The sequence below is a fragment of the Pseudomonas aeruginosa genome, assembly GCF_001457615.1.
In the GTDB taxonomy this organism is placed as follows: Bacteria; Pseudomonadota; Gammaproteobacteria; order Pseudomonadales; family Pseudomonadaceae; genus Pseudomonas; species Pseudomonas aeruginosa.
This window is the reverse complement of record NZ_LN831024.1, coordinates 5641522-5667061: the sequence shown is the minus strand read 5'-3', so window position 1 is coordinate 5667061 and position 25540 is coordinate 5641522. Positions and strand designations below refer to the sequence as shown.

Annotated in this window: 22 protein-coding genes; 12 read left to right on the top strand and 10 right to left on the bottom strand. The window is 66.9% G+C overall.

Going from position 1 to position 25540, the window contains the following annotated elements:
- Nucleotides 1-17: 17 nt before the first annotated feature.
- The gene (gene wapR, locus AT700_RS26065) at nt 18-902 is read left to right on the top strand and encodes an alpha-1,3-rhamnosyltransferase (protein WP_031639567.1); all 885 of its coding nucleotides are present in this window, start codon (nt 18-20) and stop codon (nt 900-902) included.
- An 18-nt stretch (nt 903-920) separates the two neighbouring features.
- Here wapR and waaL read toward each other — a convergent pair whose 3' ends face one another.
- Nucleotides 921-2126 carry an O-antigen ligase WaaL gene (gene waaL / locus AT700_RS26060; protein ID WP_003457495.1) on the bottom strand — a complete coding sequence of 402 codons (1206 nt, stop codon included), beginning with the start codon at nt 2124-2126 and terminating at the stop codon, nt 921-923.
- A 7-nt stretch (nt 2127-2133) separates the two neighbouring features.
- On the bottom strand, nt 2134-2784 hold the full coding sequence (locus tag AT700_RS26055) for a hypothetical protein (RefSeq protein WP_003123591.1): 651 nt from the start codon (nt 2782-2784) through the stop codon (nt 2134-2136).
- A gap of 107 nt (nt 2785-2891) precedes the next feature.
- Here AT700_RS26055 and msbA point away from each other — a divergent pair, with 107 nt between their 5' ends.
- A complete protein-coding gene (gene msbA / locus AT700_RS26050) occupies nt 2892-4703 on the top strand; it encodes a lipid A export permease/ATP-binding protein MsbA (protein ID WP_014603368.1) in 1812 nt (603 codons plus the stop codon).
- A gap of 40 nt (nt 4704-4743) precedes the next feature.
- Entirely contained in the window at nt 4744-6165 is a 1422-nt protein-coding gene (hldE, locus tag AT700_RS26045) for a bifunctional D-glycero-beta-D-manno-heptose-7-phosphate kinase/D-glycero-beta-D-manno-heptose 1-phosphate adenylyltransferase HldE (RefSeq protein ID WP_003161995.1), read from the top strand.
- Between the two features lie 54 nt (nt 6166-6219).
- On the opposite strand, the gene asnB is transcribed toward hldE, so the two are convergent.
- Nucleotides 6220-8118, bottom strand: coding sequence for an asparagine synthase (glutamine-hydrolyzing) (gene asnB, locus AT700_RS26040; protein WP_003121175.1), 1899 nt, complete (start codon nt 8116-8118; stop codon nt 6220-6222).
- A gap of 517 nt (nt 8119-8635) precedes the next feature.
- Here asnB and AT700_RS26035 point away from each other — a divergent pair.
- Complete coding sequence (locus tag AT700_RS26035) at nt 8636-9925, top strand: acyl-CoA dehydrogenase family protein (RefSeq protein WP_003123588.1); 1290 nt, start codon at nt 8636-8638, stop codon at nt 9923-9925.
- A 48-nt stretch (nt 9926-9973) separates the two neighbouring features.
- Entirely contained in the window at nt 9974-11182 is a 1209-nt protein-coding gene (locus AT700_RS26030; RefSeq protein WP_003095742.1) for an acyl-CoA dehydrogenase family protein, read from the top strand.
- Between the two features lie 24 nt (nt 11183-11206).
- Here AT700_RS26030 and AT700_RS26025 read toward each other — a convergent pair whose 3' ends face one another.
- From AT700_RS26025 to AT700_RS26010, 4 genes are all read right to left on the bottom strand, one after another.
- Entirely contained in the window at nt 11207-12127 is a 921-nt protein-coding gene (locus tag AT700_RS26025; protein WP_003114542.1) for a hypothetical protein, read from the bottom strand.
- A gap of 168 nt (nt 12128-12295) precedes the next feature.
- On the bottom strand, nt 12296-13108 hold the full coding sequence (locus AT700_RS26020) for an aldo/keto reductase (RefSeq protein ID WP_003457491.1): 813 nt from the start codon (nt 13106-13108) through the stop codon (nt 12296-12298).
- A complete protein-coding gene (locus AT700_RS26015; RefSeq protein ID WP_015647919.1) occupies nt 13105-14280 on the bottom strand; it encodes an NAD(P)/FAD-dependent oxidoreductase in 1176 nt (391 codons plus the stop codon). Before AT700_RS26015 ends, AT700_RS26020 begins: the two co-directional genes overlap by 4 nt.
- A 60-nt stretch (nt 14281-14340) precedes the next feature.
- Complete coding sequence (locus tag AT700_RS26010) at nt 14341-14673, bottom strand: DMT family transporter (protein WP_003095735.1); 333 nt, start codon at nt 14671-14673, stop codon at nt 14341-14343.
- Between the two features lie 84 nt (nt 14674-14757).
- On the opposite strand from AT700_RS26010, the gene AT700_RS26005 reads away from it, so the two are divergent.
- Both AT700_RS26005 and waaA read left to right on the top strand, forming a co-directional pair.
- Nucleotides 14758-15642 (top strand): LysR family transcriptional regulator, encoded by an 885-nt coding sequence (locus AT700_RS26005; protein ID WP_003114539.1) that lies wholly within the window; start codon nt 14758-14760, stop codon nt 15640-15642.
- 35 nt (nt 15643-15677) lie between these two features.
- Nucleotides 15678-16955, top strand: a complete 1278-nt coding sequence (gene waaA / locus AT700_RS26000) for a lipid IV(A) 3-deoxy-D-manno-octulosonic acid transferase (protein ID WP_003114538.1) — start codon at nt 15678-15680, stop codon at nt 16953-16955.
- A gap of 48 nt (nt 16956-17003) precedes the next feature.
- Here waaA and AT700_RS25995 read toward each other — a convergent pair whose 3' ends face one another.
- The 3 genes from AT700_RS25995 to AT700_RS30200 all read right to left on the bottom strand — a co-directional run bounded on the left by AT700_RS25995 (nt 17004) and on the right by AT700_RS30200 (nt 19802).
- A complete protein-coding gene (locus tag AT700_RS25995) occupies nt 17004-17603 on the bottom strand; it encodes a helix-turn-helix domain-containing protein (RefSeq protein WP_048521714.1) in 600 nt (199 codons plus the stop codon).
- Between the two features lie 77 nt (nt 17604-17680).
- Complete coding sequence (locus AT700_RS25990) at nt 17681-19627, bottom strand: FAD-dependent oxidoreductase (protein WP_014603364.1); 1947 nt, start codon at nt 19625-19627, stop codon at nt 17681-17683.
- Nucleotides 19605-19802: a hypothetical protein gene (locus AT700_RS30200; protein WP_153519013.1), complete on the bottom strand. Its 198-nt coding sequence runs from the start codon at nt 19800-19802 to the stop codon at nt 19605-19607. The genes AT700_RS25990 and AT700_RS30200 overlap by 23 nt, the downstream gene beginning before the upstream one ends.
- Between AT700_RS30200 and AT700_RS25985 the strand changes: the two genes are divergently transcribed.
- The 5 genes from AT700_RS25985 (at nt 19801) to AT700_RS25965 (ending at nt 25497) form a co-directional block, all read left to right on the top strand.
- Nucleotides 19801-20892: an ABC transporter substrate-binding protein gene (locus AT700_RS25985; RefSeq protein WP_003095722.1), complete on the top strand. Its 1092-nt coding sequence runs from the start codon at nt 19801-19803 to the stop codon at nt 20890-20892. The genes AT700_RS30200 and AT700_RS25985 overlap by 2 nt on opposite strands.
- 76 nt (nt 20893-20968) lie before the next feature.
- Nucleotides 20969-21616 carry a TetR family transcriptional regulator C-terminal domain-containing protein gene (locus AT700_RS25980; RefSeq protein ID WP_003114535.1) on the top strand — a complete coding sequence of 216 codons (648 nt, stop codon included), beginning with the start codon at nt 20969-20971 and terminating at the stop codon, nt 21614-21616.
- Nucleotides 21617-21733: 117 nt separating this feature from the next.
- Nucleotides 21734-22468, top strand: a complete 735-nt coding sequence (gene aruR, locus AT700_RS25975; protein WP_003095718.1) for a two-component system response regulator AruR — start codon at nt 21734-21736, stop codon at nt 22466-22468.
- A gap of 3 nt (nt 22469-22471) precedes the next feature.
- On the top strand, nt 22472-23248 hold the full coding sequence (locus tag AT700_RS25970) for a substrate-binding periplasmic protein (protein WP_003114534.1): 777 nt from the start codon (nt 22472-22474) through the stop codon (nt 23246-23248).
- Entirely contained in the window at nt 23245-25497 is a 2253-nt protein-coding gene (locus tag AT700_RS25965) for an ATP-binding protein (protein ID WP_031673029.1), read from the top strand. Before AT700_RS25970 ends, AT700_RS25965 begins: the two co-directional genes overlap by 4 nt.
- Nucleotides 25498-25540: the final 43 nt, after the last annotated feature.

Sequence of the window (25540 nt, the reverse complement as noted above, 5' to 3'; positions counted from 1 at the left end):
CAGGTAAGGTTGTAGTTATGACGCTCGTCGATGATGGTTCGCAGCCATTGGTTTCCGTGATCATCGCTTCCTATAACCATGAAAAGTACATAGAAGCGAGCATCGCCAGCGTGGCTGCGCAGACGTACCGCAACGTGGAACTGCTGGTGGTGGACGATGGTTCCAGCGATGGCAGCGTCGAGCTTTTGCGCGGGCTCCAGGCGAAGTACGGCTTCGACCTCAGGGTCCAGCAGAACCAGGGGCTGTCGAAAACGCTCAACGAGGCGATCGCCAGGGCTCGGGGAAATCTCATCGTGCCTTTCGGTTCGGACGACATCATGTTGCCGCAACGCCTGGAGAAACAGGTGGCACACATGTGGGACAAGCCCGAGGTAGGTATCTGCGCGGGCAATATCGAGATCATCGACTCCAATGGCCGGGTCATGCCGGGTAAGGAGCAGCGCAAACGCGACCTGCCTTTCCGCCGCCTCGACTTCGATGACCTGTTCCTGGACCGCAAGCCGGGCCCGATGGCGCCCACCTTGATGTTCCGGCGGGAAGCCCTGGAGAAGGTCGGCGGTTTCGATCCGGACATACGCCTGGAAGATGTCTATATCGAACTGGCGGTGACCAAGGCTGGCTACGTCATCGACATTCTTGGCGAGGTCCTCGCCCAGTACCGCAAGCATCCCACCAATACGTACAAGAACGCCCGTTTCATGGTGGACAACGTATTCAAGACGTACAGCCAGTTCAGCGATCACCCCGATTACGAGCAGGTGATCATGCGCTTCCGCAATTCGATGTTCCTCAAGTGCTCGAACCGGGACAAGGTACTGGCCCGGGAGCTGCTCTCCGGCTTGCCGCTGAAGTACTGGAACGAGAAGACCTTCCGCGGCATTGCGCGGCTGTTTTTCTCCTGATCGCTGATATCGCCGCACTCAAGGCGCGGCGATATCCTCACCGCGCCTGCTGGCGGCGAACCTTTGCTGGATCCACAGCGCATACAGCAGCGCCATGGGAATCCAGATCAGGAACCAGTGTTCCTTGGGACGGGGCAGGAAGGCGTTGCCCTCCGTGAGTCCGGCTGCCAGGCCGAACACCAGCCAGGTCGAGGCTAGCAGAACGGCTGGAGACTTCCGGTTTTTCCAGGAGAAGCCGAAGGCCAGTGCGTAGATCGCCACCCACAGCAGGAGCCCGATGATCCCTCCAGCGAAAAGCACACCCAGTTCGATGTTGTGCGGGTCGGCGAGCAGCATGCCGTTGCTCAGGACGATTCGCATCGGATGATCGTAGCCGTGTCCGAGCCATGGATGCTCGCTGATCTGGCGTAGGGCGTCGGCCCAGATTTCCGGGCGGAACGATGCCCCTCTCTGGGTGATCACTTCCGGGTACAGGATGTAGCCCAGTAGCGCTCCAGCCAGGGCGAGTGCCAGGGCGATGAGGGCTTTTTTCCTGTCTCCGGCCAGGACCAGCCACATAAGGGCCGCTGTGAGCCCTACCAGGGGAGTACGTGAACCGGTCGCGATGAGAAGGCCACCGAGCAGCGCCAGAGATATCAGTGGCAAGGGGGCCAGGATGGGGCGGGATTGCATCCAATAGGCCAGCCAGAGTGCCGTGAAGGCGCCATAGACATGGGCGCTCAGTAATGGGTTATAGAGAGCGCCATAACCGGTAAGGCGCAGCGGGTTGGCGTCCCAGTAGTATTGCAGCAAGGTGGCTGCCGCGGAGATCACCGCGCCAAGGGCAGCCAGCCAGGTCGCGGTCTTGAGGCGGAGGGGAGCTTCGAGCGCCAGGATGGCGGCGCAGAAGAACAGGAGGGCGATGTACAGGGGGCGCTTGAGCAGCGAGCCGGTGGAGTTCTCGGGGGCCGACCAGGACAGGCTCAGCATCATGTAGCTGCTGAAGGCGAGGAAGGCGATGAACAGCGGCGAGCCCGTTAGCGGGCGAAGCAGACGCGGTTGCAGTATCACGTACAGCAGCGTCGGGGCTGCAAGCAGGATGTAGAAGAGGCGATGGTAGTCGGAGCGGTCGCCGACCCAGAACATTCCGGTGAGCAGGGCCAGCCAGCCCAGCGGCAGGATCCAGTGGCTGAGGATGCGGCTGGTATCGTGGCGAAGACGGGTCAGTCGGGTAGCTGCGAACATTCCTTGCTCAATCCAGTTGCAGTTGCTTGAGGAGCTGCTCGAGTGTCCAGTGGACCTGGCTGCTGCGGAGATAGGACTTGAGCACCAGGTGCTCGCTGTCGTCGAGGAACCAGGTTCGATCCTGTTCGTAGCGCAGCAGGTGCTTGAAATTGCGAATGCGCTGGGCGGCGCTGAGCGCCGAGCGCTGGACCCGCAGGTCGGCGATGTCGATCAGGCCCATCCGGCCTTCCGGCGTGCGCACCACGTTGCCCAGGTGCAGCGAGCGGAAGTACACCCCCTTGGCGTGCAGCGCGGCGATCAGCTCGCCCAGTTGCGTCCGGACTGCGTCGCCGCACTCCGGGTCGTTGCGGTCGAGTTGGCGGAGGGTCTGCCCCGGTAGCGGCTCGTAGTGCACCGCGTCGCGCTGGATATGTGGGATCCGCAATACGTCCAGCACCTTCGGGCAGACGATGCCGCGCCGCGCCAGTTCGCTGGCGTTGCGGGCGAAGCGCTCCGCATAGGGGAACAGGGCTGCGGAGGAAATCAGGCGCTTGCGGCGAAACAGTTTGAGGAAGGACCCGTCGCGCAGACGCAGAACCTTGTCCCCATGACCATCGGCTTCCAGCACTTCTGCGTTGTCACGCAACTGCAAGTAGGAGGGGTAGTCTATGACTCGCATGCGAGCTCCTGAACGAACGGCCCGCCATCTTACCCCAACACGCCTTCCAGGCGGAGTGATGGAGGTCCTGTGCTACACTCCGGGACCTTTTCAGCATGTAAGAAACCATGAGCGATAGTCCTCAGAATCCCGGACCTTCCAGTCTCAAGATCTATTTCCGCCTGTTGGGCTACGTGAAGCCCTACATCGGAATGTTCCTACTCAGCATCGTCGGTTTCCTGATCTTCGCCTCGACCCAGCCGATGCTGGCGGGCATCCTCAAGTATTTCGTCGACGGCCTCTCCAATCCTGACGCGGCATTGTTTCCGAATGTGCAGTGGCCCTGGTTGCGCGACTTGCACCTGGTCTACGCGGTGCCGTTGCTGATCATCCTGATCGCTGCCTGGCAGGGGCTGGGCTCGTTCCTCGGCAACTTCTTCCTCGCCAAGGTTTCCCTGGGGCTGGTGCATGACCTGCGGGTCGCCCTGTTCAACAAGCTGCTGGTGCTGCCGAACCGCTATTTCGACACGCACAGCTCCGGCCACCTGATCTCGCGCATCACCTTCAACGTGACCATGGTCACCGGAGCGGCCACGGATGCCATCAAGGTGGTGATCCGTGAGGGCCTGACCGTGGTCTTCCTGTTCCTCTACCTGCTGTGGATGAACTGGAAGCTGACCCTGGTGATGCTGGCGATCCTGCCGGTCATCGCGGTGATGGTGACTACCGCCAGCCGCAAGTTCCGCAAGCAGAGCAAGAAGATCCAGGTGGCCATGGGCGACGTCACCCACGTCGCCTCGGAAACCATCCAGGGCTACCGGGTGGTGCGCAGCTTCGGCGGCGAAGCCTATGAAGAGAAGCGCTTCCTCGACGCCAGCCAGAGCAATACCGACAAGCAGTTGCGGATGACCAAGACCGGCGCGGTCTACACGCCGATGCTGCAATTGGTGATCTACGTCGCCATGGCGATACTGATGTTCCTCGTGCTGTGGCTGCGCGGGGACGCCTCGGCCGGCGATCTGGTGGCCTATATCACCGCGGCGGGCCTGTTGCCCAAGCCGATCCGCCAGCTTTCCGAGGTCAGTTCCACGGTCCAGCGCGGCGTCGCCGGCGCCGAGAGCATCTTCGAGCAGCTCGACGAAGCGGCGGAGGAAGACCAGGGTACCGTCGAGAAGGAGCGGGTCAGCGGGCGCCTAGAAGTGCGCAACCTGAGCTTCCGTTATCCCGGAACCGACAAGCAGGTGCTGGATGACATCAGTTTCATCGCCGAGCCCGGGCAGATGATCGCCCTGGTCGGCCGTTCCGGTAGCGGCAAATCGACCCTGGCCAACCTGGTTCCGCGCTTTTACCAGCACAATAACGGCAAGATCCTCCTTGATGGCGTTGAAGTCGAGGATTATCGCCTGCGCAACCTGCGCCGCCACATCGCCCTGGTGACCCAGCAGGTCACGCTGTTCAACGACAGCGTGGCCAACAACATCGCCTACGGCGACCTGGCTGGCGCGCCGCGCGAGGAAATCGAGCGGGCGGCGAAGGCTGCCAACGCCAAGGAGTTCATCGACAACCTGCCGCAAGGCTTCGACACCGAGGTCGGCGAGAATGGCGTGCTGCTTTCCGGCGGCCAGCGCCAGCGTCTGGCGATCGCCCGGGCGCTGCTCAAGGACGCGCCCCTGCTGATCCTCGACGAGGCGACCTCGGCGCTGGACACCGAGTCGGAGCGGCATATCCAGGCGGCGCTGGACGAAGTGATGAAGGGGCGCACCACCCTGGTGATCGCCCACCGCCTGTCGACCATCGAGAAGGCCGACCTGATCCTGGTGATGGACCAGGGGCAGATCGTCGAGCGCGGCAGCCACGCCGAGCTGCTGGCGCAGAACGGCCATTATGCGCGGCTGCATGCGATGGGACTGGATGAGCAGGCGCCGGCGCCTGTCGGCTGATAAACTGGGCGTCTGCCCCGAGAGGTTGTTTGGAGTTCCCATGAAGTTGTCCATGCCCCGTTTCGACCAGGCCCCGGTGTTGGTGGTCGGTGATGTGATGCTCGACCGCTACTGGCATGGCGCGACTTCGCGCATTTCGCCGGAGGCCCCGGTGCCGGTGGTCCGCGTCGAACAGCACGAGGACCGCCCCGGCGGCGCCGCCAACGTCGCGCTGAACATCGCCGCGCTGGGCGCGCAGGCCTTGCTGGTCGGCGTCACCGGCCGCGACGAGGCCGCCGACAGCCTGGCCAACAGCCTCAAGGCCGCTGGAGTGGACGCGCGCTTCCAGCGCATCGATAGCCAGCCGACCATCGTCAAGCTGCGGGTCATGAGTCGTCACCAGCAACTGCTGCGGGTCGACTTCGAGGAACCGTTCCGCACCGACGCGGCGGCCCTGGCCGTGGACGTCGAGTCGCTGCTGGCCAAGGTCAAGGTGCTGGTGCTGTCCGACTACGGCAAGGGCGCGCTACAGAACCACCAGGTGCTGATCCAGGCGGCGCGGGCGCGCAACATTCCGGTACTGGCCGATCCCAAGGGCAAGGACTTCGCCATCTATCGCGGCGCCAGCCTGATCACCCCGAACCTGTCCGAATTCGAGACCATCGTCGGCCGTTGCGCCGACGAAGCCGAACTGGTCGCCAAGGGCCAGGCGCTGATGAGCGAACTCGACCTCGGCGCCTTGCTGGTGACCCGCGGCGAGCATGGCATGACCCTGCTCCGCCATGGCCAGCCGGCCCTGCACCTGCCGGCGCGGGCGCGGGAAGTGTTCGACGTCACCGGTGCCGGCGATACGGTCATCTCCACCCTGGCCGCGGCGCTTGCCGCCGGCGAGGAGCTGCCGTCCGCGGTGGGCCTGGCCAACCTGGCCGCCGGCATCGTGGTCGGCAAGCTGGGTACCGCGGCGATCAGCGCGCCCGAACTGCGTCGCGCGGTGCAGCGCGAGCAGGGTTCCGAGCGTGGCGTGCTGGGCCTGGAGCAATTGCTGCTGGCAATCGAAGACGCCCGCGCCCACGGCGAGAAGATCGTCTTCACCAATGGCTGCTTCGACATCCTTCACGCCGGCCACGTGACCTACCTCGAACAGGCGCGCGCCCAGGGCGACCGCCTGATCGTCGGGGTCAACGACGACGCCTCGGTCACTCGCCTGAAGGGCGTTGGCCGGCCGATCAACTCGGTGGACCGGCGCATGGCGGTACTCGCCGGGCTCGGCGCGGTGGACTGGGTGGTGAGCTTCGCCGAAGACACTCCCGAGCGCCTGCTCGAGCAGGTGCGTCCGGACGTGCTGGTCAAGGGCGGCGATTACGGCGTCGAGCAGGTGGTCGGCGCGCAGATCGTCAGGGCCTACGGCGGCGAGGTACGGGTGCTCGGCCTGGTGGAGAACAGCTCCACCACCGCCATCGTCGAGAAGATCCGCCAGCGCTGATTCCCGTTAGCAGGTTCTTCCCGCTTCACGCCGACCCCTGGCCCTGTGGCTGGATCATTGATGTTCCAGCCAAGCCTGGAACATCAATACATTCCAGAGCGGGCCTTGCCAGTTTCTTTTTCCGCTGAGATGCTCCTGCCAGGCTCGCCGAATCGGCTCCGGGCGCAGGTAGCCCTCGCGTCTCAAGCGTTCCTCAGCCAGGAGGCTTTCGGCCCACTCCCGCAACGGTCCCCGCAGCCAGGTGTCCAGAGGGATGGCGAATCCCATCTTGGGACGCTCGATCAGTTCCCGGGGAACGTGCTGGTAAAGAACCTGGCGCAGCAACCACTTGCCGTCGTTATTTCTGATCTTCAGGTTCAGTGGCATTTTCCAGGCGAGTTCGACCACGCGATGATCGAGGAGCGGGACGCGGGTTTCCAGGCTAGTGGCCATTGCGGCGCGGTCGACCTTCGCCAGTATGTCATCGGCCAGGTAGGTCCGGGTATCCATGGCCATCATCCATTGTTCGAAGCTTTCCATCTCGGGGAGGCTGTCAAGATTCCAAAAGACGGAAGCCGATTCCTCGCTGCCGATGACGAGGTTCGTAGGCTTCTTCCAGTGGCTGACCAGATCCTTGTAGAAGTCCTCTTCACTGGAAAACGCCATGAGACCGGCGAGCTTCTGAAGCTTGTCTCCTGGTGTGCGCAAACGGTACTTCGAGGGTAGCAAGGGGCTTGCGAGAGAGAACAGGCTGTCCCACATCGCCGGTGGCAGAGCGCTCAGCAGTTTTGCGAGCGTCATCCTGGCAACCAGTGGAAGCTGTTGCAACCTGTTCCATGCCTGGCATGCCGTGAGATAGCGATTGTAGCCGGCAAACAGTTCATCGCCACCATCGCCGGTGAGAGCGACCGTTACGGATTGCTTGGCCAGGCGACTGATCAGGTAGGTCGGTATCTGTGAGCTATCGGCGAAGGGCTCGCAGTAGATGCCGGGAAGACAAGGCACCACCGCGAGTGCGTCTTCGGCCCTGACGTAAAGCTCGGTGTGCTGGGTGCCGAGATGCTGGGCGACAGCCTTGGCGTGTTCCGCTTCGTTGTAGCCGGGCTCGTCGAAGCCAATGGTGAACGTCTGTACGGGCCGGGAATGCCGAGCCTGCATAAGGGCCACGATTGTGCTGCTGTCGACGCCACCGCTAAGGAAGGCGCCAAGAGGTACGTCACTGAGCATTTGCGAAGTAACGCTGGCGGACAGTTGCCGGTGCAGGGCATCCACGGCCTCTGAGTCACTTCCCTGGAATGGCTGATGGATCCCTTGTGCGATGACCTTGCTCAGAGACCAGTAGGGGAGCGGATCCATGAGTTCACCTGGCGTAGCATTAGCCAGGTTCAATTGAATGTAATGCCCGGGCGGAAGTTTTTTTATACCTTTGTAGATGCTGTTGGGAGTGGGGCAATATCCAAAACGTAGAAATGCTGCAAGGCTGTCTCTGTCGATCTCTTTTTGGAACTCTGGGTGTACGGTCAGAGACTTTAACTCGGAGGAAAACAGGAAGCAGTTTCCCTGCCACCCATAATATAAAGGTTTTTCTCCTAGCCGGTCACGAATGAGGAAGATTTTACTCGTTTCTTTATCGAAAAGTGCGAGGGAAAACATGCCAGTGATATTGGATAGGGTTTTCTCCATACCCCAGACGGAGAAGCAGGCAAGCAGCGTCTCGGTGTCGGAATGCCCCCTCCAGGGATGCGGTCCGAGCAGGGCACGGAGTGCCAGATGATTGTAGATCTCCCCATTGAAGACTATGACGTACCGTCCGCATGCAGACGGCATGGGCTGATGTCCGGCCGTCGACAGGTCCTGTATGGCCAGGCGGCGGTGGCCGAGCGCCAGGCCGATGGAATGATCCAACCAATATCCTTTGTCATCGGGGCCACGATGAATGATCTTGTCCGTCATCTGGCCAATGATCTGTACCATTTGGCTCTTTTCAGTGTGTCTTTGGATAAATCCACTGATACCGCACATTTTCTTTACTCGTCGACGGGAATGGCTTGGGGATGACGCGGGAGGGGGATGGCAAGAAGTGGGATTGTATTTAAAGGTTTTACTTAGGGAAGAGGATAAGCCTGCAGTAATTTCATGCTTTTAAAGAAAATTCCTACCGATTGGTTTTGGTTTCGGCGGGTGGGATACCTCAGGTGACCGATATTCGTGATTATCCTTGCCCAATCTGAGAATTAAATGCCGTGGTCGTCGGGCAAGTCATCTTCAAAGCTTTAAAGAGTGTTAAGAAGTGTAAAGTCAGCGCGCGCCTTTCTGCTTTCCCTGAGTTTCCACGGCTAGAATCCGCTGTTCTGAGGGATGGGTTCCGGCAGAATGCCGACCTATCCGGGCAGGTGACTGGCTGGTCTGACAAGTTTTCCCGGCGAGACGGTCATAGGCGCTGCCCATGCGGCGGCGCATGATCCGGGCATCCCATCCTGCGTGGAGCAAGATGCCCATGAGCACCGATGTACAGGGCCGTGCCCTGGCTGTACTGAACCGTGTCGCCCAGGCCGACTGGCCGGATCGCTTCAATCTTCGCAAACCCTTCGAAAAACTGCTCTACAGCGGCAGCCGTACCGGCTTCCGCCTGGCCAGCGAGCGTTCGGCGAAGCAGGCGAAGGGACCGCGCAAGGCCGATCCGGACGGGTTGTTCGACCTGTCGTTCTCCGACGACCAGCAGATGCTGGTGGACATGCTCGAAGGCTTCGCCCTGGAGGTGTTGCGTCCGCTGGCTCATGACGCGGATGCCGAGGCCAGCCTGCCGGCGGAACTGCTCAACCAGGCGCTGGAGCTGGGCCTGACCCACTATGGGGTCGGCGAGGTGCACGGCGGCATGGCCGGTGAGCGCACCACGGTGACCACGGCCCTTATCGCCGAGGCCCTGGCCAAGGGCGACCTGACGCTGGCGGCGGCCCTGCTGGTGCCGTTGTCGGCGGCCAACTGCATCCGCCGCTGGGGCAGCCCCTCGCAGCAGGCGCAGTGGCTGCCGGCGTTCGTCAGCGAAGAGGGGGCGCCGCTCACCGCCATCGCGGTCAACGAGCCGAGTCTGCTGTTCGACCCGCAGAAACTGGCGACCCGCGCCCGGCGCAAGGGCAGTCACTACCTGCTTTCCGGAGAGAAATGCCTGGTCCTGCGCGGCCTGGAGGCCAGCCGCCTGATCGTCGCGGCGAAGACCGACGAGGGGCCTGCGCTGTTCCTGGTGGAAGCCTCCGCCAAGGGCGTCGAGCGACGTGCCGAGCCGGCGATGGGACTGAAGGCCGGCGGCACCGCCCGGTTGCGCCTGAAGAGCGTCAAGGTGCCGGCGGACAACCGCCTGGCCGCCGAGCATTTCGACTACCGGGCCTTCCTCGATCACGCGTCCCTGGCCTGGTGTGCCCTGGCGCTGGGCACCGGACAGGCGGCGCTGGACTACGTGATCGCCTACTGCAACGAGCGTGAGGCCTTCGGCGAGCCGATCAGCCATCGCCAGGGGGTCGCCTTCATGGTCGCCGACATCGCCATCGAACTGGACGCCATGCGCCTGATGGTCTGGCGCGCCTGCGCCCTGGCCGAGCGCGGCCAGCCGTTCCAGCGCGAGGCTTACCTGGCGCGGCTGCTGTGCGCCGAGAAGGCGATGAAGATCGGCACCGACGCGGTGCAGCTGCTCGGTGGCCACGGCTTCACCAAGGAGCATCCAGCCGAGCGCTGGTACCGCGACCTGCGCGCGGTAGCGCTGATGGCCGGCGGCCTGCACCTGTGAACCCGAGCGAGTGCGCGGTCCGCCGCGACGAGTGAACGAGGAATCGACATGTACCTGGAAACCCCGAAGAAATTCCGCAGCCTGGCCAACCAGGCGCATCAGGTCGCGGAAAACTATTTCCGGCCGATCTCGCGCAAGTACGACAAGGCCGAACACGCCTATCCGAAGGAGCTGGACCTGCTCGCGGCCTTGCTGGACGGCATGAACAGCGGCTCGCCCGAGGCTGTCGGTGCGACCTCGGCGAGCAAGCGCGCCGGCAAGCAGGTAGAGGAGGGTATCAAGAACGGCGGCAACCTGTCGGCGTTGCTCGGCGTGATGGAACTGTGCTGGGGCGACGTCGGCCTGCTCCTGGCCATGCCGCGCCAGGGGCTGGGCAATGCGGCGATCGCCGCGGTGGCCAACGAGGAGCAGTTGCAGCGCTTCGGCGGCACCTGGGCGGCAATGGCGATCACCGAGCCGGGCTGCGGCTCGGACTCGGCGGCGATCCGCACCACCGCGACCCAGGATGGCGACCACTATGTACTGAACGGCGAGAAGATTTTCGTCACTTCCGGCGAGCGGGCCGATGCCGTGGTGGTCTGGGCCACCCTGAACCGCAACCTGGGGCGGGCGGCGATCAAGTCCTTCGTGGTCGAGAAGGGCACGCCGGGGATGACCGTGACGCGCCTGGAGAAGAAGCTCGGGATCAAGGCTTCGGATACCGCTTCGATCAGTTTCAATGATTGCCGGGTGCCGGCCGCGAACCTGCTGGGCAACGCCGAGGTCGACGTGCAGAAGGGTTTCGCCGGGGTCATGGAGACCTTCGACAATACCCGCCCGCTGGTGGCCGGCATGGCTGTCGGGGTGGCCAAGGCGGCGCTGGACCGGACCCGCGAATTGCTGAAGAAGGCTGGCTGCAAGTTCGACTACAGGAAGCCGCTGCTGACCGTCAGCCACGCCGAGGCCACTCTCTATCGCCTGGAGGCGGAGTGGGAGGCAGCGCGCCTGTTGACCCTGAAGGCGGCATGGATGGCCGACAACAAGCTGCCCAACTCGAAGGAAGCGTCCATCGCCAAGGCCAAGGCTGGACGGGTGGCCAACGAGATCACCCTGAAGTGCGTGGAGCTGGCCGGCGCCCTCGGCTACGCCGAGGATGAGCTGTTGGAGAAGTGGGCGCGGGACTCGAAGATCCTCGACATCTTCGAGGGCACCCAGCAGATCCAGCTGCTCATCGTCGCCCGCCGCCTGCTCGGCAAGTCTTCCAGCCAGTTGAAGTAGAAAGGGCGGCAAAGCCCGCCCGGTTCAGGCGCTGGCGCGGTCGCGTCCACCGCCGGCCTGGTCGCCGTTGCTGGATGGCCACAGTGCCAGCCAGTCGCGGAAACGGATGCGTTCCTCATGCACCAGCCAGCCGTCCTGTACGGCAAAGCTCTCGGCCAACCACAGGCCGCGGGTGGCCGCAGGGCGCAACTGGCCCTTGCGCAGGGTGAACAGGTCGCCGGTGGGGCGCCCCTGGTCCAGCGGCAGCAGGTAGAGATCGGGGCGCCGACGGTCCAGGCGCGCCACCAGCGGACCGCTCTCGAGCCGCTCGTCGACATGGTAGAGGCTCGGCTCGCGCGCATCGCGCGGCAGCTCCAGGCGCATGTCGTAGACCAGTTGCAGCGAGGCCGTGGGCAGGTGTACGTAGGCGCGTGGGCGCTCCAGCAAGCGCAGGCTGCCGGCTTGCACCGGACGGGCGGCGCCGGACAGCGGGGTGAGGACGAAGTGGCTGTTCTCCCGGTAGCGCAGCGAACCCTGGTAGGGCGTCGGCAGCCAGGTGTCGCCGAAGCGCCCGCCGAGCCAGCCGCCGGCGGTCTCCACCAGGCATTCCTCGGCGACTTCCTGGATCGCCGTGAGCAGCGGCAGGTTCAGTTCGTGGGCCGGTACGTAGCCGGAGATCAGCTTGAGCACGGTATCGCCGCGGTCCAGCCGGCGCTGACGGACCAGCACCCAGTAGTCGCGGCCCTGCCAGTTCAGGGTCAAGCGCACCGAGACCCCCAGGTTGGCCAGCTCGGCGACGAAGCGCTGCGGGTCGGCTACCTCCATGCGGCGGCGGCGTACGAGCATCTGCTGGAAGTTCAGCGGCAGGCCGAGGGCCTGGTAGACCAGCCCGTCCGGGGAGGCCTCCACCAGCAGCGGCAGGGTCTTGAAGGCGGACGGATCCTTGCGGGCGAGCATACGGGGCATACGGGGCTCCTTGTCGGGTCATCGCGCCGGGGCGGGACGGAGGCTCACGTTCGATGCACCGGCCACCGGAGGCGAGGGCGGCAGGCAGGATACGGCTCGTTCGGGAGGAACATGGCAGCGGAATGCACCGCGGGTGTCAACCCGCGGATGTTGCAGCCGATGTATGGTTCAGGCCTTTTTCAGGGCTTGCGCGGCCATCGCGACATTATGGGCCAGGTGCAGCGGATTGATGGTGCCGACGATGGCGGCGGCGACGCCCGGCTGGTCGAAGACCAGTTCGAAGCTGGCGCGCACCGGGTCCTGTCCGGCGCCCAGGCAGGCATGCCCGCTGGCCAGCGCCTTCTTCACCAGGATGCCCTTGGCATGGGCCGCGGCGTACTCGATGACCGGGCGCTCGGCGCGCTCGTTCAGGTTGTAGGTGACCATCGCGCAATCGCCCTCGCGCAGGGCGCGCAGGCCACCTTCGACGGTCTTGCCGGAGAGTCCGTAGGCGCCGATCAGGCCCTCGCGCTTGAGCGCGGCGAGAGTCGGGTAGACCTCGCTGTTCTCGAGGATATCCAGGTCGTTGCCATCGGAATGCACCAGCACCAGCTCGATCCGCTCGGTCTCCAGGCGCTTCAGGCTGCGTTCGACGGAGCGCCGGGTATGCGCGGCGGAGAAGTCGAAGACTGACTGGCCGTCGACGAACTCTTCGCCGACCTTGCTGACGATCACCCAATGTTCGCGCTGGCCGCGCAGCAGCGGGCCGAGGCGTTCCTCGCTGCGGCCGTAGGCCGGGGCGGTGTCGATCAGGTTGATGCCGAGGTCGCGGGCCAGGGCCAGCAGGTCGGCGGCTTCGCGGTCGTCGGGGATGGTGAAGCCGGAAGGGTACTTCACTCCCTGGTCGCGGCCGAACTTGACGGTGCCCAGGCCCAGCGGCGAAACGGCCAGGCCGGTGTCGCCCAGCGGGCGGTGCAGGTCGTGGAGGGTATCCCTGATCATGCGAAGGCCACCTCCCAGGCCGGTTCGGCGAGCGGCGGACGCGGCAGTTGCGGCAGCGCGGCATGTTCGCTGGGGCGGATGCCGTCTTCTTCCAGGCGGGCGCAGACCCGGTCGGCGAAGTCAGGGGCCAGCGCCAGCTTGGTCGGCCAGCCGACCAGCAGGCGTCCCTGTTCGGCGAGGAAGGCGTTGTCCGGGCGCAACAGGTTGGACTGTGCCGGCTCGGCGCGATCCACCCGCAAGGTGGCCCACTGCGCCTGGCCGAGGTCGATCCAGGGCAGCAGCTTTGCCAGTTCGCGACGCGCTTCGGCGATCTGCGCGGCTTCGTCGCGGGCCACGCCATCGGCTTCGGCGATGTCGCCGCCGAGGTACCAGACCGACTGGCCGTCGCGGGTCGGATGGGTGGTCACGGTGATCCGTGGCTTCGGCCCTGCCCCCAGGCAGTGGGCGTACAGCGGTTTCAGGGTCGCCGCCTTGACCATCACCATGTGCAGCGGCCGCCGCTGCATGGCCGGTTGTTCCAGGCCCAGTTCGCGGAGCAGCGCCTCGTTGCCGGCACCGGCGCTGAGCACCACGCGCTGGGCACGGATCTCCCGGCCGTCGACGCACAGGCCGGCCAGTTCCCGGCCTTCGCGCAGCGGTTCGATGCGTTCGCCGGCGAGCAGGCTGTCGCCGGCCAGTTCCGCCAGGCGGCGAATCAGGTCGGGGACGTCGAAGACGATTTCCGTGAGGCGGTAGGCCTTGCCCTTGAACCCCTTGTCGCGCAGCGCCGGAGGCAAACCCTCGCCCTTGGCCTGCTCGACCCGGCTGCGCACCGCTTTGCTGGCGAAGAAGCTGGTAAGGCTGCCGGCCAGGCCGCCCGGCGACCACAGGTAGTGCGCCTCGGAAAGCAGGCGCACGCCCCGCAGGTCGAGTTCGCCGTCGCTGCCGAGACAGGCGCGCCAGCGCCGCGGCATGTCGGCGATGGCTTCGGAGGCGCCGGTCAGGGCACCATGCAGGGCGTACTTGGCGCCGCCGTGGATGATCCCCTGCGACTTCACGCTCTGTCCGCCGCCGAGGCTGGCGCTTTCCACCAGCACGGTGGCGTAGCCGGCCCGGCGCAAGCGGGCGTTCAGCCAGAGGCCGGCGATACCGCCGCCAACGATGAGGATGTCGGTGGAAAGGGCTTGGGGCATGGGGCTGCCTTATCGGGAACGGAAAGGGCGCAGTATACAACCTGCGCCCGCGACGGTCGTTCAGTGCCCCGAAGCGCGGGAGAACAACTGGATCACCAGCACGCCGGCGATGATCAGGCCGATACCGAGGAGGGCCGCGGGGTCCAGGCGCTGGCCGTAGACGAACATCGCCACCAGGCTGACCAGGACGATGCCGAGCCCGGACCAGATGGCGTAGACCACGCCGACCGGCAGGGTGCGCATGACCAGCACGAGCATGCTGAAGGCGAGCACGTAGCCGCCCACCACCAGCAGCAGCGGCAGTGGCTTGCTGAATCCGGCGACGGCTTTCAGCGAGGTGGTGGCGACCACTTCGGCGGCGATGGCGATGGCGAGGTAGAGATAATTGGTCATGGCGGGGTCCTCCGGAAACTGCGGCCATTCTAGGGAGCCGGCGGATGGGATAAAGTCGTTACCTATCTGTATTGGAGATAGGTTATGCAGTGGAACCTGGAGCAGATCCGCCTGTTCGTCAGCGTCGCCGAGCGCCAGTCGTTCTCTGCCGCCGCCCGCGAACTGAAGCGGGTGCAATCGGCGGTGAGCAACGGCATCGCGCTGCTGGAGGCGGACCTCGGCGTCACCCTGTTCGAACGCAGCAGCGGACGCCAGCCGCGCCTGACCGACGAGGGCCGGGTGCTGCTGGCGGAGGCGCGCGAGGTGCTGCGCCAGTGCGAGCGCCTGCAGGGGCGCGCGCTGGGGCTGGCGCGCGGCGAGGAGCCGCGGCTGCGCCTGGCCCAGGACGAGGCGATGCCCTACCAGCCGGTGCTGGACAGCCTGGAAGCGCTGGCGCAGCGCTTTCCCAGTCTGGAGGTGCAGGTGTCCAGCGGCGGCCAGGGTGACGTCACCCGTCGTTTGCTCGAGGAGCAGGCTGACCTCGGCCTGCTGTTCCACCATGAGCGCATGCCTGAGTCGCTGGAGCGGCGGCGCCTCGGCAGCGTCGAGATGGTCACGGTGTGCGGTGCCGGCCACCCGCTGGCCGGGCTGCAACGGGTCAGTCGCCGCGAGCTGGCACAGCACCGGCAACTTTTGATCGTGCCCCAGCAGAGCGGCTATCCGGGCGGCGAGCAGATCAGCCCGCAGGTCTGGCGGCTGGACAGCTTCTATTCCATGGCCGAGCTGCTGATGCGCAACCTCGGCTGGGCCTGGCTACCGCGGCACGTGGTGCAGTACCCCACCTACGACCGGCTGATGGTGGAGCTGACCAGCGACTGGACGCCGCCGGCGCTGGTGGTCGAACTGGTCTGGCGGCGCAACGAGGTGCTCGGCCCGGCGGCGGCCTGGCTCGGCGAAACCTTCACCCGCCACCTGCGCGCCATCGGCTGAGCCGGTCGGCGGGAGTTTTGCTAAGCTGCGCGCCCATGAACCGTACCCTCTATACCCTGCTGTTCCACCTCGGCTTGCCGCTGGTGGCGTTGCGCCTGTGGTGGCGCGCGCGCCAGGCGCCGGCCTATGCCAAGCGCATCGGCGAGCGTTTTTCCCTGTCCTTGCCCGAGGTGCCGCCCGGCGGCATCTGGGTGCACGCCGTCTCGGTGGGCGAGAGCATCGCCGCCGCGCCGATGGTGCGGGCGCTGCTGGAGCGCCATCCGCAGCTGCCGGTCACCGTCACCTGCATGACCCCGACCGGCTCGGAGCGCATCCGCGCATTGTTCGGCGAGCAGGTCCGGCACTGCTACCTGCCCTACGACCTGCCCTGGGCGGCGGCGCGCTTCCTCGACCGGGTGCGGCCGCGCCTGGCGGTGATCATGGAAACCGAGCTGTGGCCCAACCATATCCATGCCTGCGCCGTGCGCGGGATCCCGGTGGCGCTGGCCAATGCGCGCCTGTCCGAGCGCTCGGCGCGTGGCTACGCGCGCTTCGCCGGGCTGACCCGGCCGATGCTCGCCGAGCTGTCCTGGATCGCCGTGCAGACCGAGGCCGAGGCCGAGCGCTTCCGTCGTCTCGGCGCGCGTCCTGAGTGCGTCAGCGTGACCGGCTCGATCAAGTTCGACCTGCGCATCGACCCGCAGCTGCCGCTGGCCGCTGCCGCCCTGCGCGAGGAATGGGACGCGACGGCGCGACCGCTGTGGATCGCCGCCAGCACCCATGCCGGCGAGGACGAGATCGTCCTGGCAGCCCACCGGCGCCTGCTGGAAACGCGTCCCGACGCGTTGCTGATCCTGGTGCCGCGCCATCCGGAACGCTTCGCCGGCGTCCACGAGCTATGCCGCCGCGAAGGCTTCGCCACGGTCCGGCGCTCCGGCGGCGAGCCGGTGGCACGCGCGACCCAGGTGCTGCTCGGCGATACCATGGGCGAGCTGCTGTTCCTCTATGCCCTGGCCGACATCGCTTTCGTCGGCGGCAGCCTGGTGCCCAACGGCGGGCACAACCTGCTGGAGCCGGCGGCCCTGGGCAAGCCGGTGTTCGCCGGTCCGCACCTGTTCAACTTCCTCGACATCGCCGCGCAATTGCGCGACGCCGGGGCGCTGCTCGAGGTGACGGATGCCGGCGAGCTGTGCGACGGCCTCGCGCGCCTGTGGGCGCAGCCGGAGGTCGCGACGGCCATGGCCACTGCCGGAGAGAAGGTGCTGCGCAACAACCAGGGCGCCCTGGAGCGGCTGCTGGCGGGGTTGGCGCGGTTGCTCGGGCGCGGCGGGTAGCGCTCGCCCCGTCGGCCCTCCCCTGGCCCTGCATCGCGACAGGGCGTTTCAGAACGTCGGCGGGGTGATCACCCAGAGCACCAGGGTATCGCTGTCGCCCGGGTTGCCGTAGCGATGCGGTTCCTGGCTGGAGTAGCTGAAGCTGTCGCCCTCGCGGAGCTGGAAATGGCGGTCGCCGACCCAGAGTTCGAAGATTCCGCTGAGGATGTAGCCGGCTTCCTCGCCCTCATGGCTGTAGCTCTGCTGGCTGTAGGTGCCCGGCGGGAAACGCGAGTGGAGGATCTCCAACTGGCGGCTGGGCTGCAGGGTGAGCAGTTCGTCGATGATGCCGTCTTCGTAATGCACGCTCATGCGCGTGTTGCGCCGCACCACGTAGCCGGCGTCCGCCGGGTCCACCGCGGCCTCGCTGGCGAAGAACCACTGGATGGTCACGCCGAGGCTGCGGGCGATGTTGAACAGCGCCGGAATCGACGGATACGCCAGGTTGCGTTCCAACTGGCTGATGTAGCCGGCGGTGAGTTCGCTCTGTGCGGCCAGCTCGGCCAGGGTCAGGCCGCGGCGCTTGCGCAGGCCGCGGATGCGGGTGCCGAGGAAGTGCGTTTCGCTGCGCGGCGTGTCGGTGGCGTCCGGCGGTGACGGGCGGGGCATGCGGCGGGGTCCTGGCTGCGTTTGCGGCATTCTAGGGGCTGGGCCGGGACCCGTCGAGGGAGCCGCGGCCGCGCCGCTCAGATGCTCCAGGCGGCCTTGAGCCCTTCGTAGATCGCCTCCTCGGCGGTGCGGGGGGCCAGGCAGTCGCCGATCCGCAACACCTCCGCCAGGCCGTGCAGGCTGTCGGCCAGGCGGTCCACCGGCTGGTGGCCCTGGCATAGCACCAGGGTATCGACCTCCTCGAACAGCATCGCCTCGCCGCTGGCGCTGTGCTGCATGTACACCGTGGTATCGTCGCAGCCGTACAGGCGGGCGTAGGGCGTGACCGGGATACCCAGGCGGTGCAGCTCGCCGGCCAACTGGTCGCGCACATACAGCGGCAGGCTCTCGCCGCAGTGGGTGCCGTTCACCGCCAGGCGCACCTGGTGGCCCTCGCGTACAAGCTTTTCCGCGATACCGGGGCCGATCCAGTCGCCCCGCCAGTCGGTGACCAGCACCGAACGACCGACCCGCACCTCGCCGCGCAGCACCTGCCAGGCATCCACCACCTGCAGCTCGCCGCCGCGCTCGAAAGGCGGCCAATAGGGTTCGGCGCCGGTAGCGACGATCACCAGGTCCGGCCGTTCGCGCTCCACCAGCGCGCGGTCGACCGGCGTGTTGCGGCGTACCTCGACGCCGGCCAGTTGCATCTCCCGTTGCAGGTTGGTGGAGGCGCCGCCGAATTCCGCGCGGCGCGGCAGCAGTTGCGCCAGGTTGACCTGGCCGCCGAGCTGGGCGCCGGCCTCGCAGAGCACTACCTCGTGGCCGCGCTGTGCCGCCACCGCCGCCGCCTTCATCCCCGCCGGGCCGCCGCCGGCGACCAGCACGCGCTTGCGCCGCGAGGCCGGATTGGGCGTTGCGTAGGTCAGCTCGCGGCCGGTTTCCGGGTGCTGGATGCAGGAGATCGGATAGCCTCGGTGGAAATGTCCGATGCAGGCCTGGTTGCAGGCGATGCAGGCGCGCACGTCGTTGCTGCGCCCGGCCTCGGCCTTGTTCGGCATCTGCGGGTCGCAGATCAGCGCGCGGGTCATGCCGCAGACGTCGGCCTGGCCTCGGGCGAGGATGGCCTCGGCCTCTTGGGGCTGGTTGATGCGCCCGGTGACGAACAGCGGGATCGCCAGGCGCGCCTTGAAGGTACCGGCTTCGCGGGCCAGGTAGGCCGGCTCGATGGCCATCGGCGGGACGATATGGATGGCGCCGCCGAGGGAGGCCGAAGTGCCGGCGACGATGTGCAGGTAGTCCAGCTCGCCCTGGACCGCCTCGGCCGCCTGCAGCGACTCGCTTTCGCTGAGACCCTCGGGGTCGCGCTCGTCGGCGGACAGGCGCAGGCCGACGATGAAGTCCTCGGAGGTGGCCGCGCGCACCGCTGCCAGCACTTCGCGGAGGAAACGCAGGCGGGCATCGAGGTCGCCGTTGTAGCCATCCTTGCGGCGGTTCACCCGCGGGTTGAGGAATTGCGCCGGCAGGTAGCCGTGGCTGGCGACCACCTCCACCCCGTCCAGTCCTGCCTCGTGCAGGCGGCGCGCGGCGGCGGCGTAGCCGGCGACGATCTCGTCGATCAGCGGCTGGTCGAGTTCGCGTGGCATCACCCGGAACCGTTCGTTGGGCGAGGCCGAGGCGGAATAGGCCACCGCCAGCAGGCCGTCGGCGGACTCCATGATCTCGCGCCCGGGATGGAAGATCTGCGACAGCACCACGCAGCCTTCGGCGTGGCAGGCCTCGGCGACCCGCCGGTAGCCGGGGATGCAGGCATCGTCGGTGGCCATCAGCACGTGCGAGGTGTAGCGCGCGCTGTCGTGGACCCCGGCCACCTGCATGACGATCAGTCCGGCGCCGCCGCGGGCCCGGGCGCGGTGATAGGCGACGAGTGGCTCGTTGACCAGGTTGTCGGTAGGCATCGACGTGTCGTGGCCGCTCGACATGATGCGGTTTTTCAGGCGTTTGCCCCGGATTTCCAGGGGGCTAAACAGGTGCGGGAAATTCACGGTTGGCGTCCTTCTTGTTGTTCTCGCGGCGCGCTTCAGAAACAGGATATGAATTTACCATCAGTAAAAAATCAACTTGTTTTTTTAAAATCGACTGGATAGTTTCTGTCCCGTGGCCGCTTCCCGGCGGCTCGCTGCGATCCACTCCACAACAAGAACAAGAGGAGACGCACATGAACCGTTCCTTTCCATTGCGCCGCGCGGCCAGCGCCCGTCCGCATCCGGTTTTTCCTTGCCGCGTCCTGCTCGGCGCCGTCCTGCTGGCGTTCGGCGGCCTCGCGCCGGTCCAGGCCGATGATGGCCTGGTGGTGGTCGGCTACGGCGGCGCCGGACAGAAGGCCCAGGAGGTGGCGTTCTTCCAGCCCTTCACGCAGCAGACCGGGATTCCCGTGGTGCAGAGCGAGTACAACGGCGAGATGGCCCGGATCAAGGTGATGGCCGACACCGGTCACGCCGACTGGGACCTGGTCCAGGTCGAGGGGCCGGACCTGGCGCGCGGTTGCGACGACGGCCTGTTCGAGCGTCTGGACTGGCAGGCCATCGGCGGCAAGCAGCAGTTGATCGCCAATGCCGCCCAGGAATGCGGTTCCGCCGCGCTGGTCTGGGGCGTGGCGATCGGCTACGACGCCGACCGGCTGCAACAGCCGCCGGCGTCCTGGGCCGACTTCTGGGACGTCCAGCGCTTCCCCGGCAAGCGCGGCCTGCGCAAGCGGGCGATCTACAACCTGGAGTTCGCCCTGCTCGCCGACGGCGTGCCACGCGAGCAGGTCTATCCGCTGCTGGCGACCCGCGCCGGTGCCGACCGTGCCTTCGCCAAGCTGGGCCAGCTCAAGCCCTACATCCAGTGGTGGGAGGCGGGAGCGCAGCCGGCGCAGTGGCTGGCCGCCGGCGACGTGGTGATGACGTCCACCTACACCGGGCGCATCGCCGACGCCCACCGCGCGGGGCGCAACCTGGCCCTGGTATGGCCGGGCAGCCTGTACGGCATGGACTACTGGGCGGTGGTCAAGGGTTCGAAGCGCGGCGCCGAGGCGCGTCGCTTCATCGCCTTCGCCAATGCCCCGGATGCCCAGGTGCGCTACGTCGAGAACATTCCCTACGGGCCGACCAACCGCCAGGCCGCCCAGCGCCTGCCCGCGCAACTGGCGAGCTGGGTGCCGACCGCGCCGGCGAACCTGGAGCAGGGCCTGGCGATGGACGACGAATTCTGGGTCGAGCACGGCGAGGAGCTGGAGGAGCGCTTCAACGCCTGGGCCAGCCAGTGAGACGGGCGCTACGTAACCTGCGATCATCGGGGCTGCCCGCCGGTGGTCGCGGGCGACGAGCAGGAGCCGCGAAAGGATGAACCAGGAAGTGCGCTTTTCCCGTCTGGAGCCAGAGCAGCGCAAGGCGCTGCTGATCGAGGCGACCCTGGCCTGCCTGAAGCGGCATGGCTTCCAGGGCGCCTCGGTGCGCAAGATCTGCGCCGAGGCCGGGGTATCGGTGGGCCTGATCAATCACCACTACGATGGCAAGGACGCGCTGGTGGCCGAGGCCTACCTGGCGGTCACCGGACGCGTCATGCGCCTGCTCCGCGGTGCCATCGACACCGCGCCGGGCGGCGCCCGCCCGCGGCTCTCGGCGTTCTTCGAGGCATCCTTCTCCGCCGAGCTGCTCGATCCGCAATTGCTCGACGCCTGGCTGGCGTTCTGGGGTGCGGTGGGCAGCATCGAAGCGATCGGGCGGGTCCACGACCATTCCTATGGCGAGTACCGGGCGCTGCTGGTCGGCGTGCTGCGGCAACTGGCGGAGGAGGGCGGCTGGGCGGACTTCGACGCGGAACTGGCGGCCATCAGCCTCAGCGCCCTGCTCGACGGGCTGTGGCTGGAGTCTGGGCTGAATCCCGCGACCTTCACGCCGCGGCAGGGCGTGCAGATTTGCGAGGCCTGGGTGGATGGCCTGGAGGCGGGCGCCCATCGCCGCTTCCGGCGTGCGATGGAAGCTTGTTGATCGTCCGTTCAGTAGTGGATAGGCTGCTGCTGGCAGCGGAAGGCGCCCCGGCCCCTTCCGCCCACCGTCCGACAACCCAGAACAAGAAACGCCCCGGCCCGCCGGAGGCGCAAGGTGATGGCGATGGTTCCGCGCGTATTGGTGGTCGACGACGACCCGGTGATTCGTGAGCTTCTCCAGGCCTATCTCGGCGAGGAGGGCTATGACGTCCTCTGCGCCGGCAACGCCGAGCAGGCGGAAGCCTGCCTTGCCGAGTGCGCCCATCTCGGCCAGCCGGTCGAGCTGGTGCTGCTGGACATCCGCCTGCCCGGCAAGGACGGCCTGACCCTGACCCGCGAGCTGCGGGTGCGCTCCGAGGTGGGGATCATCCTGATCACCGGGCGCAACGACGAGATCGATCGCATCGTCGGCCTGGAGTGCGGCGCCGACGATTACGTGATCAAGCCGCTGAACCCGCGCGAACTGGTGTCGCGGGCGAAGAACCTGATCCGCCGGGTGCGCCATGCCCAGGCCAGCGCCGGCCCCGCCCGGCAGGCCCTCAGGCAGTTCGGCGACTGGCTGCTGGACGCCGACCGGCGCCGCCTGATCGACCACGCGGGCAACGAAACCCTGCTCACCCATGGCGAATTCCAATTGCTCGGCGCTTTCCTGCGCAACAGCGGGCATACCCTGAGCCGCGACCAGTTGATGGACCAGATCCGCAACCGCGAGTGGCTGCCCAGCGATCGCTCCATCGACGTGTTGGTCGGCCGCCTGCGTCGCAAGCTGCGCGACGACCCGGCCGAACCGCAACTGATCATCACCATCCACGGCGCCGGCTACCTGTTCACCGCCGCGGCCAGCGACGCCTGAGCCATGCAGGCCTGCTGGCTGGCGCTCTGCGGATGGCTGCTGGGCGGCCTGGCACAGGCTGCGGAGACCATCCGCTATTGCGACTATCCGGTATACCCGCCGATCTCCTGGAGCGACGGCCAGCAGGTCCGGGGGCTGGCGCCGGAGCTGGTGAAGCGGCTGTTCGGCGCGCTGGGCTACCGGGTCGAGGTGGTGGTGCTGGGCAACTGGCGGCGCTGCCTGCTCGACGCCGCCGCCGGACGGGTCGACCTGATACTGGCCTACCGCACGCCCGCGCGCGATCGCGACCTGGCGTTTTCCGCCGAGCCGGTGCTGCGCGAGGAGGTGGCGATCTTCTACAACCGCCAGCGGCCGGTGCGCATCCAATCCCTCGGCGACCTCGCCGGCTATCGCGGCGGGCTGTTGTTCGGCGAAAGCTACGGGGCGGACTTCGACCGCTTCGTCGGCCGCCACGGCAACGTCGAATGGGTTTCCGACAGCCGACAGAACTTCGGCAAGCTGGTGCGCCAGCGCATCGACTACATCGCCCACGAACGCCGCACCGGCACGCTGTTCGCCGAGCGCCTGGCCGGCGGCGAGAACATCCGTGCGCTGCCCGAACCGCTGACGGTGGACTACCTGCGGGTGGCGGTCTCGCGGCACTCGCCGCTGGCGGCGAAGATGGACGAGATCGACCGGGCCCTGCGTGGCTATCGCGACGACGGCAGCATCCAGCGTTGGCTGGACGACAGCGTGCGCGACTATCGGCGCCTCGCCGGCAACCGCGCGGACGCCTGGTGAGCGGCCACGGCGGAGTGTTGGCGCGGCGCCTGCTGTGGCGGGTGCTGCTGTTCAGCCTGTGTTTCACCGTCCTCGCCGGCGCCGTGCAGCTGTTCTTCGAATACCGCCGCGAAATGCGCGAGATCGAGGCGCGCCTGGAACTGATCCGCAGCGGCTACCTGGCCAGCTTCGAGCGCAGCCTGTGGGATCTCAACCAGGAGCAGTTGAACGTGCAGTTGCGCGGCCTCGGGGATTTCCCCGACATCGCCCGTGTCAGCCTGCAAAGCGCCGACTTCAACCTGTTGCAGGGCGACCAGCGTCCACGCGGCATGCTGCGGGTCGAGCGCTTTCCCTTGAGCTACCAGCCGCCGGGGGGCGAGCGTCGGCAACTGGGCGAGCTGGAGATCGCCATCGACCTGGCGGCGGTCTATCGCCGGCTGGTTTCCGGCGGCCTGGCCAGCCTCTTGTGGATGGGCAGTTTCCTTTGCGGCCTGGCGGTGGCCCTCAGTTGGCTGTTCCACAGCCTGGTCACTCGCCATCTGTGGCGCATGTCCGAGTTCGCCGGGCATATCGCCGAAGGCGACCTGCAACAGCCGCTGCGACTGGACAAGGTGGACCGCGAGCGCGATGAGATCGACGCCGTCGCCGCCGCCCTGGAAGACATGCGCCAGGCCCTGCGCACCGACCGCCGCCGGCGCGATGCCGATCGCGACGAGTTGCGCCGACAGGTCGAGCGACGCACCGCCAGCCTGCGTCGGGCGAAGGACCAGGCGGAAGCCGCCGACCGGGCGAAGAGCCGTTTCCTCGCGACCATGAGCCATGAGATTCGTACCCCGCTGAACGGCATCCTGGGCATGGCCGAGCTGCTGCGCGAGGCATCGCTCGGCGAGCGTGACCGCCAGCGCCTGCGGGCACTGGCGACAGCGGGGGAGGGACTGCTGGCGATCCTCAACGAGGTCCTCCACTTCGCCCGGCTGGAGGAAGCGCCGGATGTGCCGGAAGCGGTGGACTTTTCCTTGCGAAGCCTGCTCGAGGACGTCCTCACCCTGCTCGAACCGCGGGCGCGGGAGAACGCCACGCGGCTGGACCTGTGGCTGGACCCGCAGGTTCATGACGGCCATCGCGGCGCCGAGCAGTTCCTGCGCCAGGTGTTGACCAACCTGCTGGGCAACGCGGTGAAGTTCACCGAGGCCGGCGAGGTGCGCGTTCGCGTCGAGCGGCTGGTGCGCAGCGCAGGAAGCGAGCGACTGCGGCTGAGCGTCGCGGACGATGGAATCGGCATTCCCGAGGAAATGCGCGAACGCATCTTCGAACGCTTCACCCAGGGCGGCGACGCCGTGACCCGCCGTTACGGCGGAACCGGCCTGGGCCTGGCGATCAGCAAGCGGCTGGTGGAAGCGCTGGGCGGGCGGATCGGCGTGGAAAGCCGGGTCGGCCAGGGCAGCACGTTCTGGTTCGAGATCGAGCTGGCGCTGGCGAGCTTGTCCGGCGCGACGCCGCCGGCGGCATCGGTGTCTGCGCTGGAGGTGCTGCTGGTGGAGGACGTGGCGCTCAACCGCGAGGTGGCCCAGGGCCTGCTCGAGCGGGACGGCCACCGGGTGATGCTGGCCGAGGACGCGGGGCCGGCCCTGGCGTTGTGCCGGCAGCGGCGCTTCGACCTGATCCTGCTGGACATGCACCTGCCGGGGATGGCTGGCCTCGAGCTTTGCGCCGGGATTCGCCGGCAGCTCGACGGCCTGAACCGCGCCACGCCGATCTTCGCCTTCACCGCCAGCATCCAGCCGGACATGGTGCGTCGGTACTTCGCCGCGGGCATGCAGGGGGTGCTCGGCAAACCCCTGCGGATGGACGAGCTGCGCCGCGCGCTGGGCGAGGTCGGCACCAGCGTGCCTGCGCTTGCGGTGGACGCCGCGCTGGACCGGCAAATGCTCGAGACCCACCGCCGCCTGCTGGGGCGGCACAAGCTCGCCGGACTGCTGGGCAGCCTGCTGGGAAGCCTGGACGAGCAGTTGCCGCTGCTGGCCGAAGCCCTGGACCAGGCGGACCTGGCCGAGGCGGCGAACATCGCCCATCGCCTGTCCGGAAGCTGCCACTCCATGGGCCTGGTGGCGCTCGGCGCCGGCCTGGGCGAGCTGGAGCGCGAGGCCCTGGGCGCGGCCGGGGTCGACCCGCGGGCCTGGGGCGCACGCCTGGGTAGCCTGCGCCGCGACGGCGCCGAGGCCCTGCGCCGCGCCGGCTTCCTCGGCGAAGCCGACTCAGCGGCCGGTTGAGCGGCGCGGCGAACAACTTCCTTACAGCTTTTTACATCTTCGA

Bases quoted from the DNA above. Each gene is read 5' to 3' on its own strand.
- wapR (WP_031639567.1), top strand. From the start codon at position 18: ATGACGCTCGTCGATGATGGTTCGCAGCCATTGGTTTCCGTGATCATC.
- waaL (WP_003457495.1), bottom strand. From the start codon at position 2,126: ATGTTCGCAGCTACCCGACTGACCCGTCTTCGCCACGATACCAGCCGC.
- AT700_RS26055 (WP_003123591.1), bottom strand. From the start codon at position 2,784: ATGCGAGTCATAGACTACCCCTCCTACTTGCAGTTGCGTGACAACGCA.
- msbA (WP_014603368.1), top strand. From the start codon at position 2,892: ATGAGCGATAGTCCTCAGAATCCCGGACCTTCCAGTCTCAAGATCTAT.
- hldE (WP_003161995.1), top strand. From the start codon at position 4,744: ATGAAGTTGTCCATGCCCCGTTTCGACCAGGCCCCGGTGTTGGTGGTC.
- asnB (WP_003121175.1), bottom strand. From the start codon at position 8,118: ATGGTACAGATCATTGGCCAGATGACGGACAAGATCATTCATCGTGGC.
- AT700_RS26035 (WP_003123588.1), top strand. From the start codon at position 8,636: ATGCCCATGAGCACCGATGTACAGGGCCGTGCCCTGGCTGTACTGAAC.
- AT700_RS26030 (WP_003095742.1), top strand. From the start codon at position 9,974: ATGTACCTGGAAACCCCGAAGAAATTCCGCAGCCTGGCCAACCAGGCG.
- AT700_RS26025 (WP_003114542.1), bottom strand. From the start codon at position 12,127: ATGCCCCGTATGCTCGCCCGCAAGGATCCGTCCGCCTTCAAGACCCTG.
- AT700_RS26020 (WP_003457491.1), bottom strand. From the start codon at position 13,108: ATGATCAGGGATACCCTCCACGACCTGCACCGCCCGCTGGGCGACACC.
- AT700_RS26015 (WP_015647919.1), bottom strand. From the start codon at position 14,280: ATGCCCCAAGCCCTTTCCACCGACATCCTCATCGTTGGCGGCGGTATC.
- AT700_RS26010 (WP_003095735.1), bottom strand. From the start codon at position 14,673: ATGACCAATTATCTCTACCTCGCCATCGCCATCGCCGCCGAAGTGGTC.
- AT700_RS26005 (WP_003114539.1), top strand. From the start codon at position 14,758: ATGCAGTGGAACCTGGAGCAGATCCGCCTGTTCGTCAGCGTCGCCGAG.
- waaA (WP_003114538.1), top strand. From the start codon at position 15,678: ATGAACCGTACCCTCTATACCCTGCTGTTCCACCTCGGCTTGCCGCTG.
- AT700_RS25995 (WP_048521714.1), bottom strand. From the start codon at position 17,603: ATGCCCCGCCCGTCACCGCCGGACGCCACCGACACGCCGCGCAGCGAA.
- AT700_RS25985 (WP_003095722.1), top strand. From the start codon at position 19,801: ATGAACCGTTCCTTTCCATTGCGCCGCGCGGCCAGCGCCCGTCCGCAT.
- AT700_RS30200 (WP_153519013.1), bottom strand. From the start codon at position 19,802: ATGTGCGTCTCCTCTTGTTCTTGTTGTGGAGTGGATCGCAGCGAGCCG.
- AT700_RS25980 (WP_003114535.1), top strand. From the start codon at position 20,969: ATGAACCAGGAAGTGCGCTTTTCCCGTCTGGAGCCAGAGCAGCGCAAG.
- aruR (WP_003095718.1), top strand. From the start codon at position 21,734: ATGGCGATGGTTCCGCGCGTATTGGTGGTCGACGACGACCCGGTGATT.
- AT700_RS25970 (WP_003114534.1), top strand. From the start codon at position 22,472: ATGCAGGCCTGCTGGCTGGCGCTCTGCGGATGGCTGCTGGGCGGCCTG.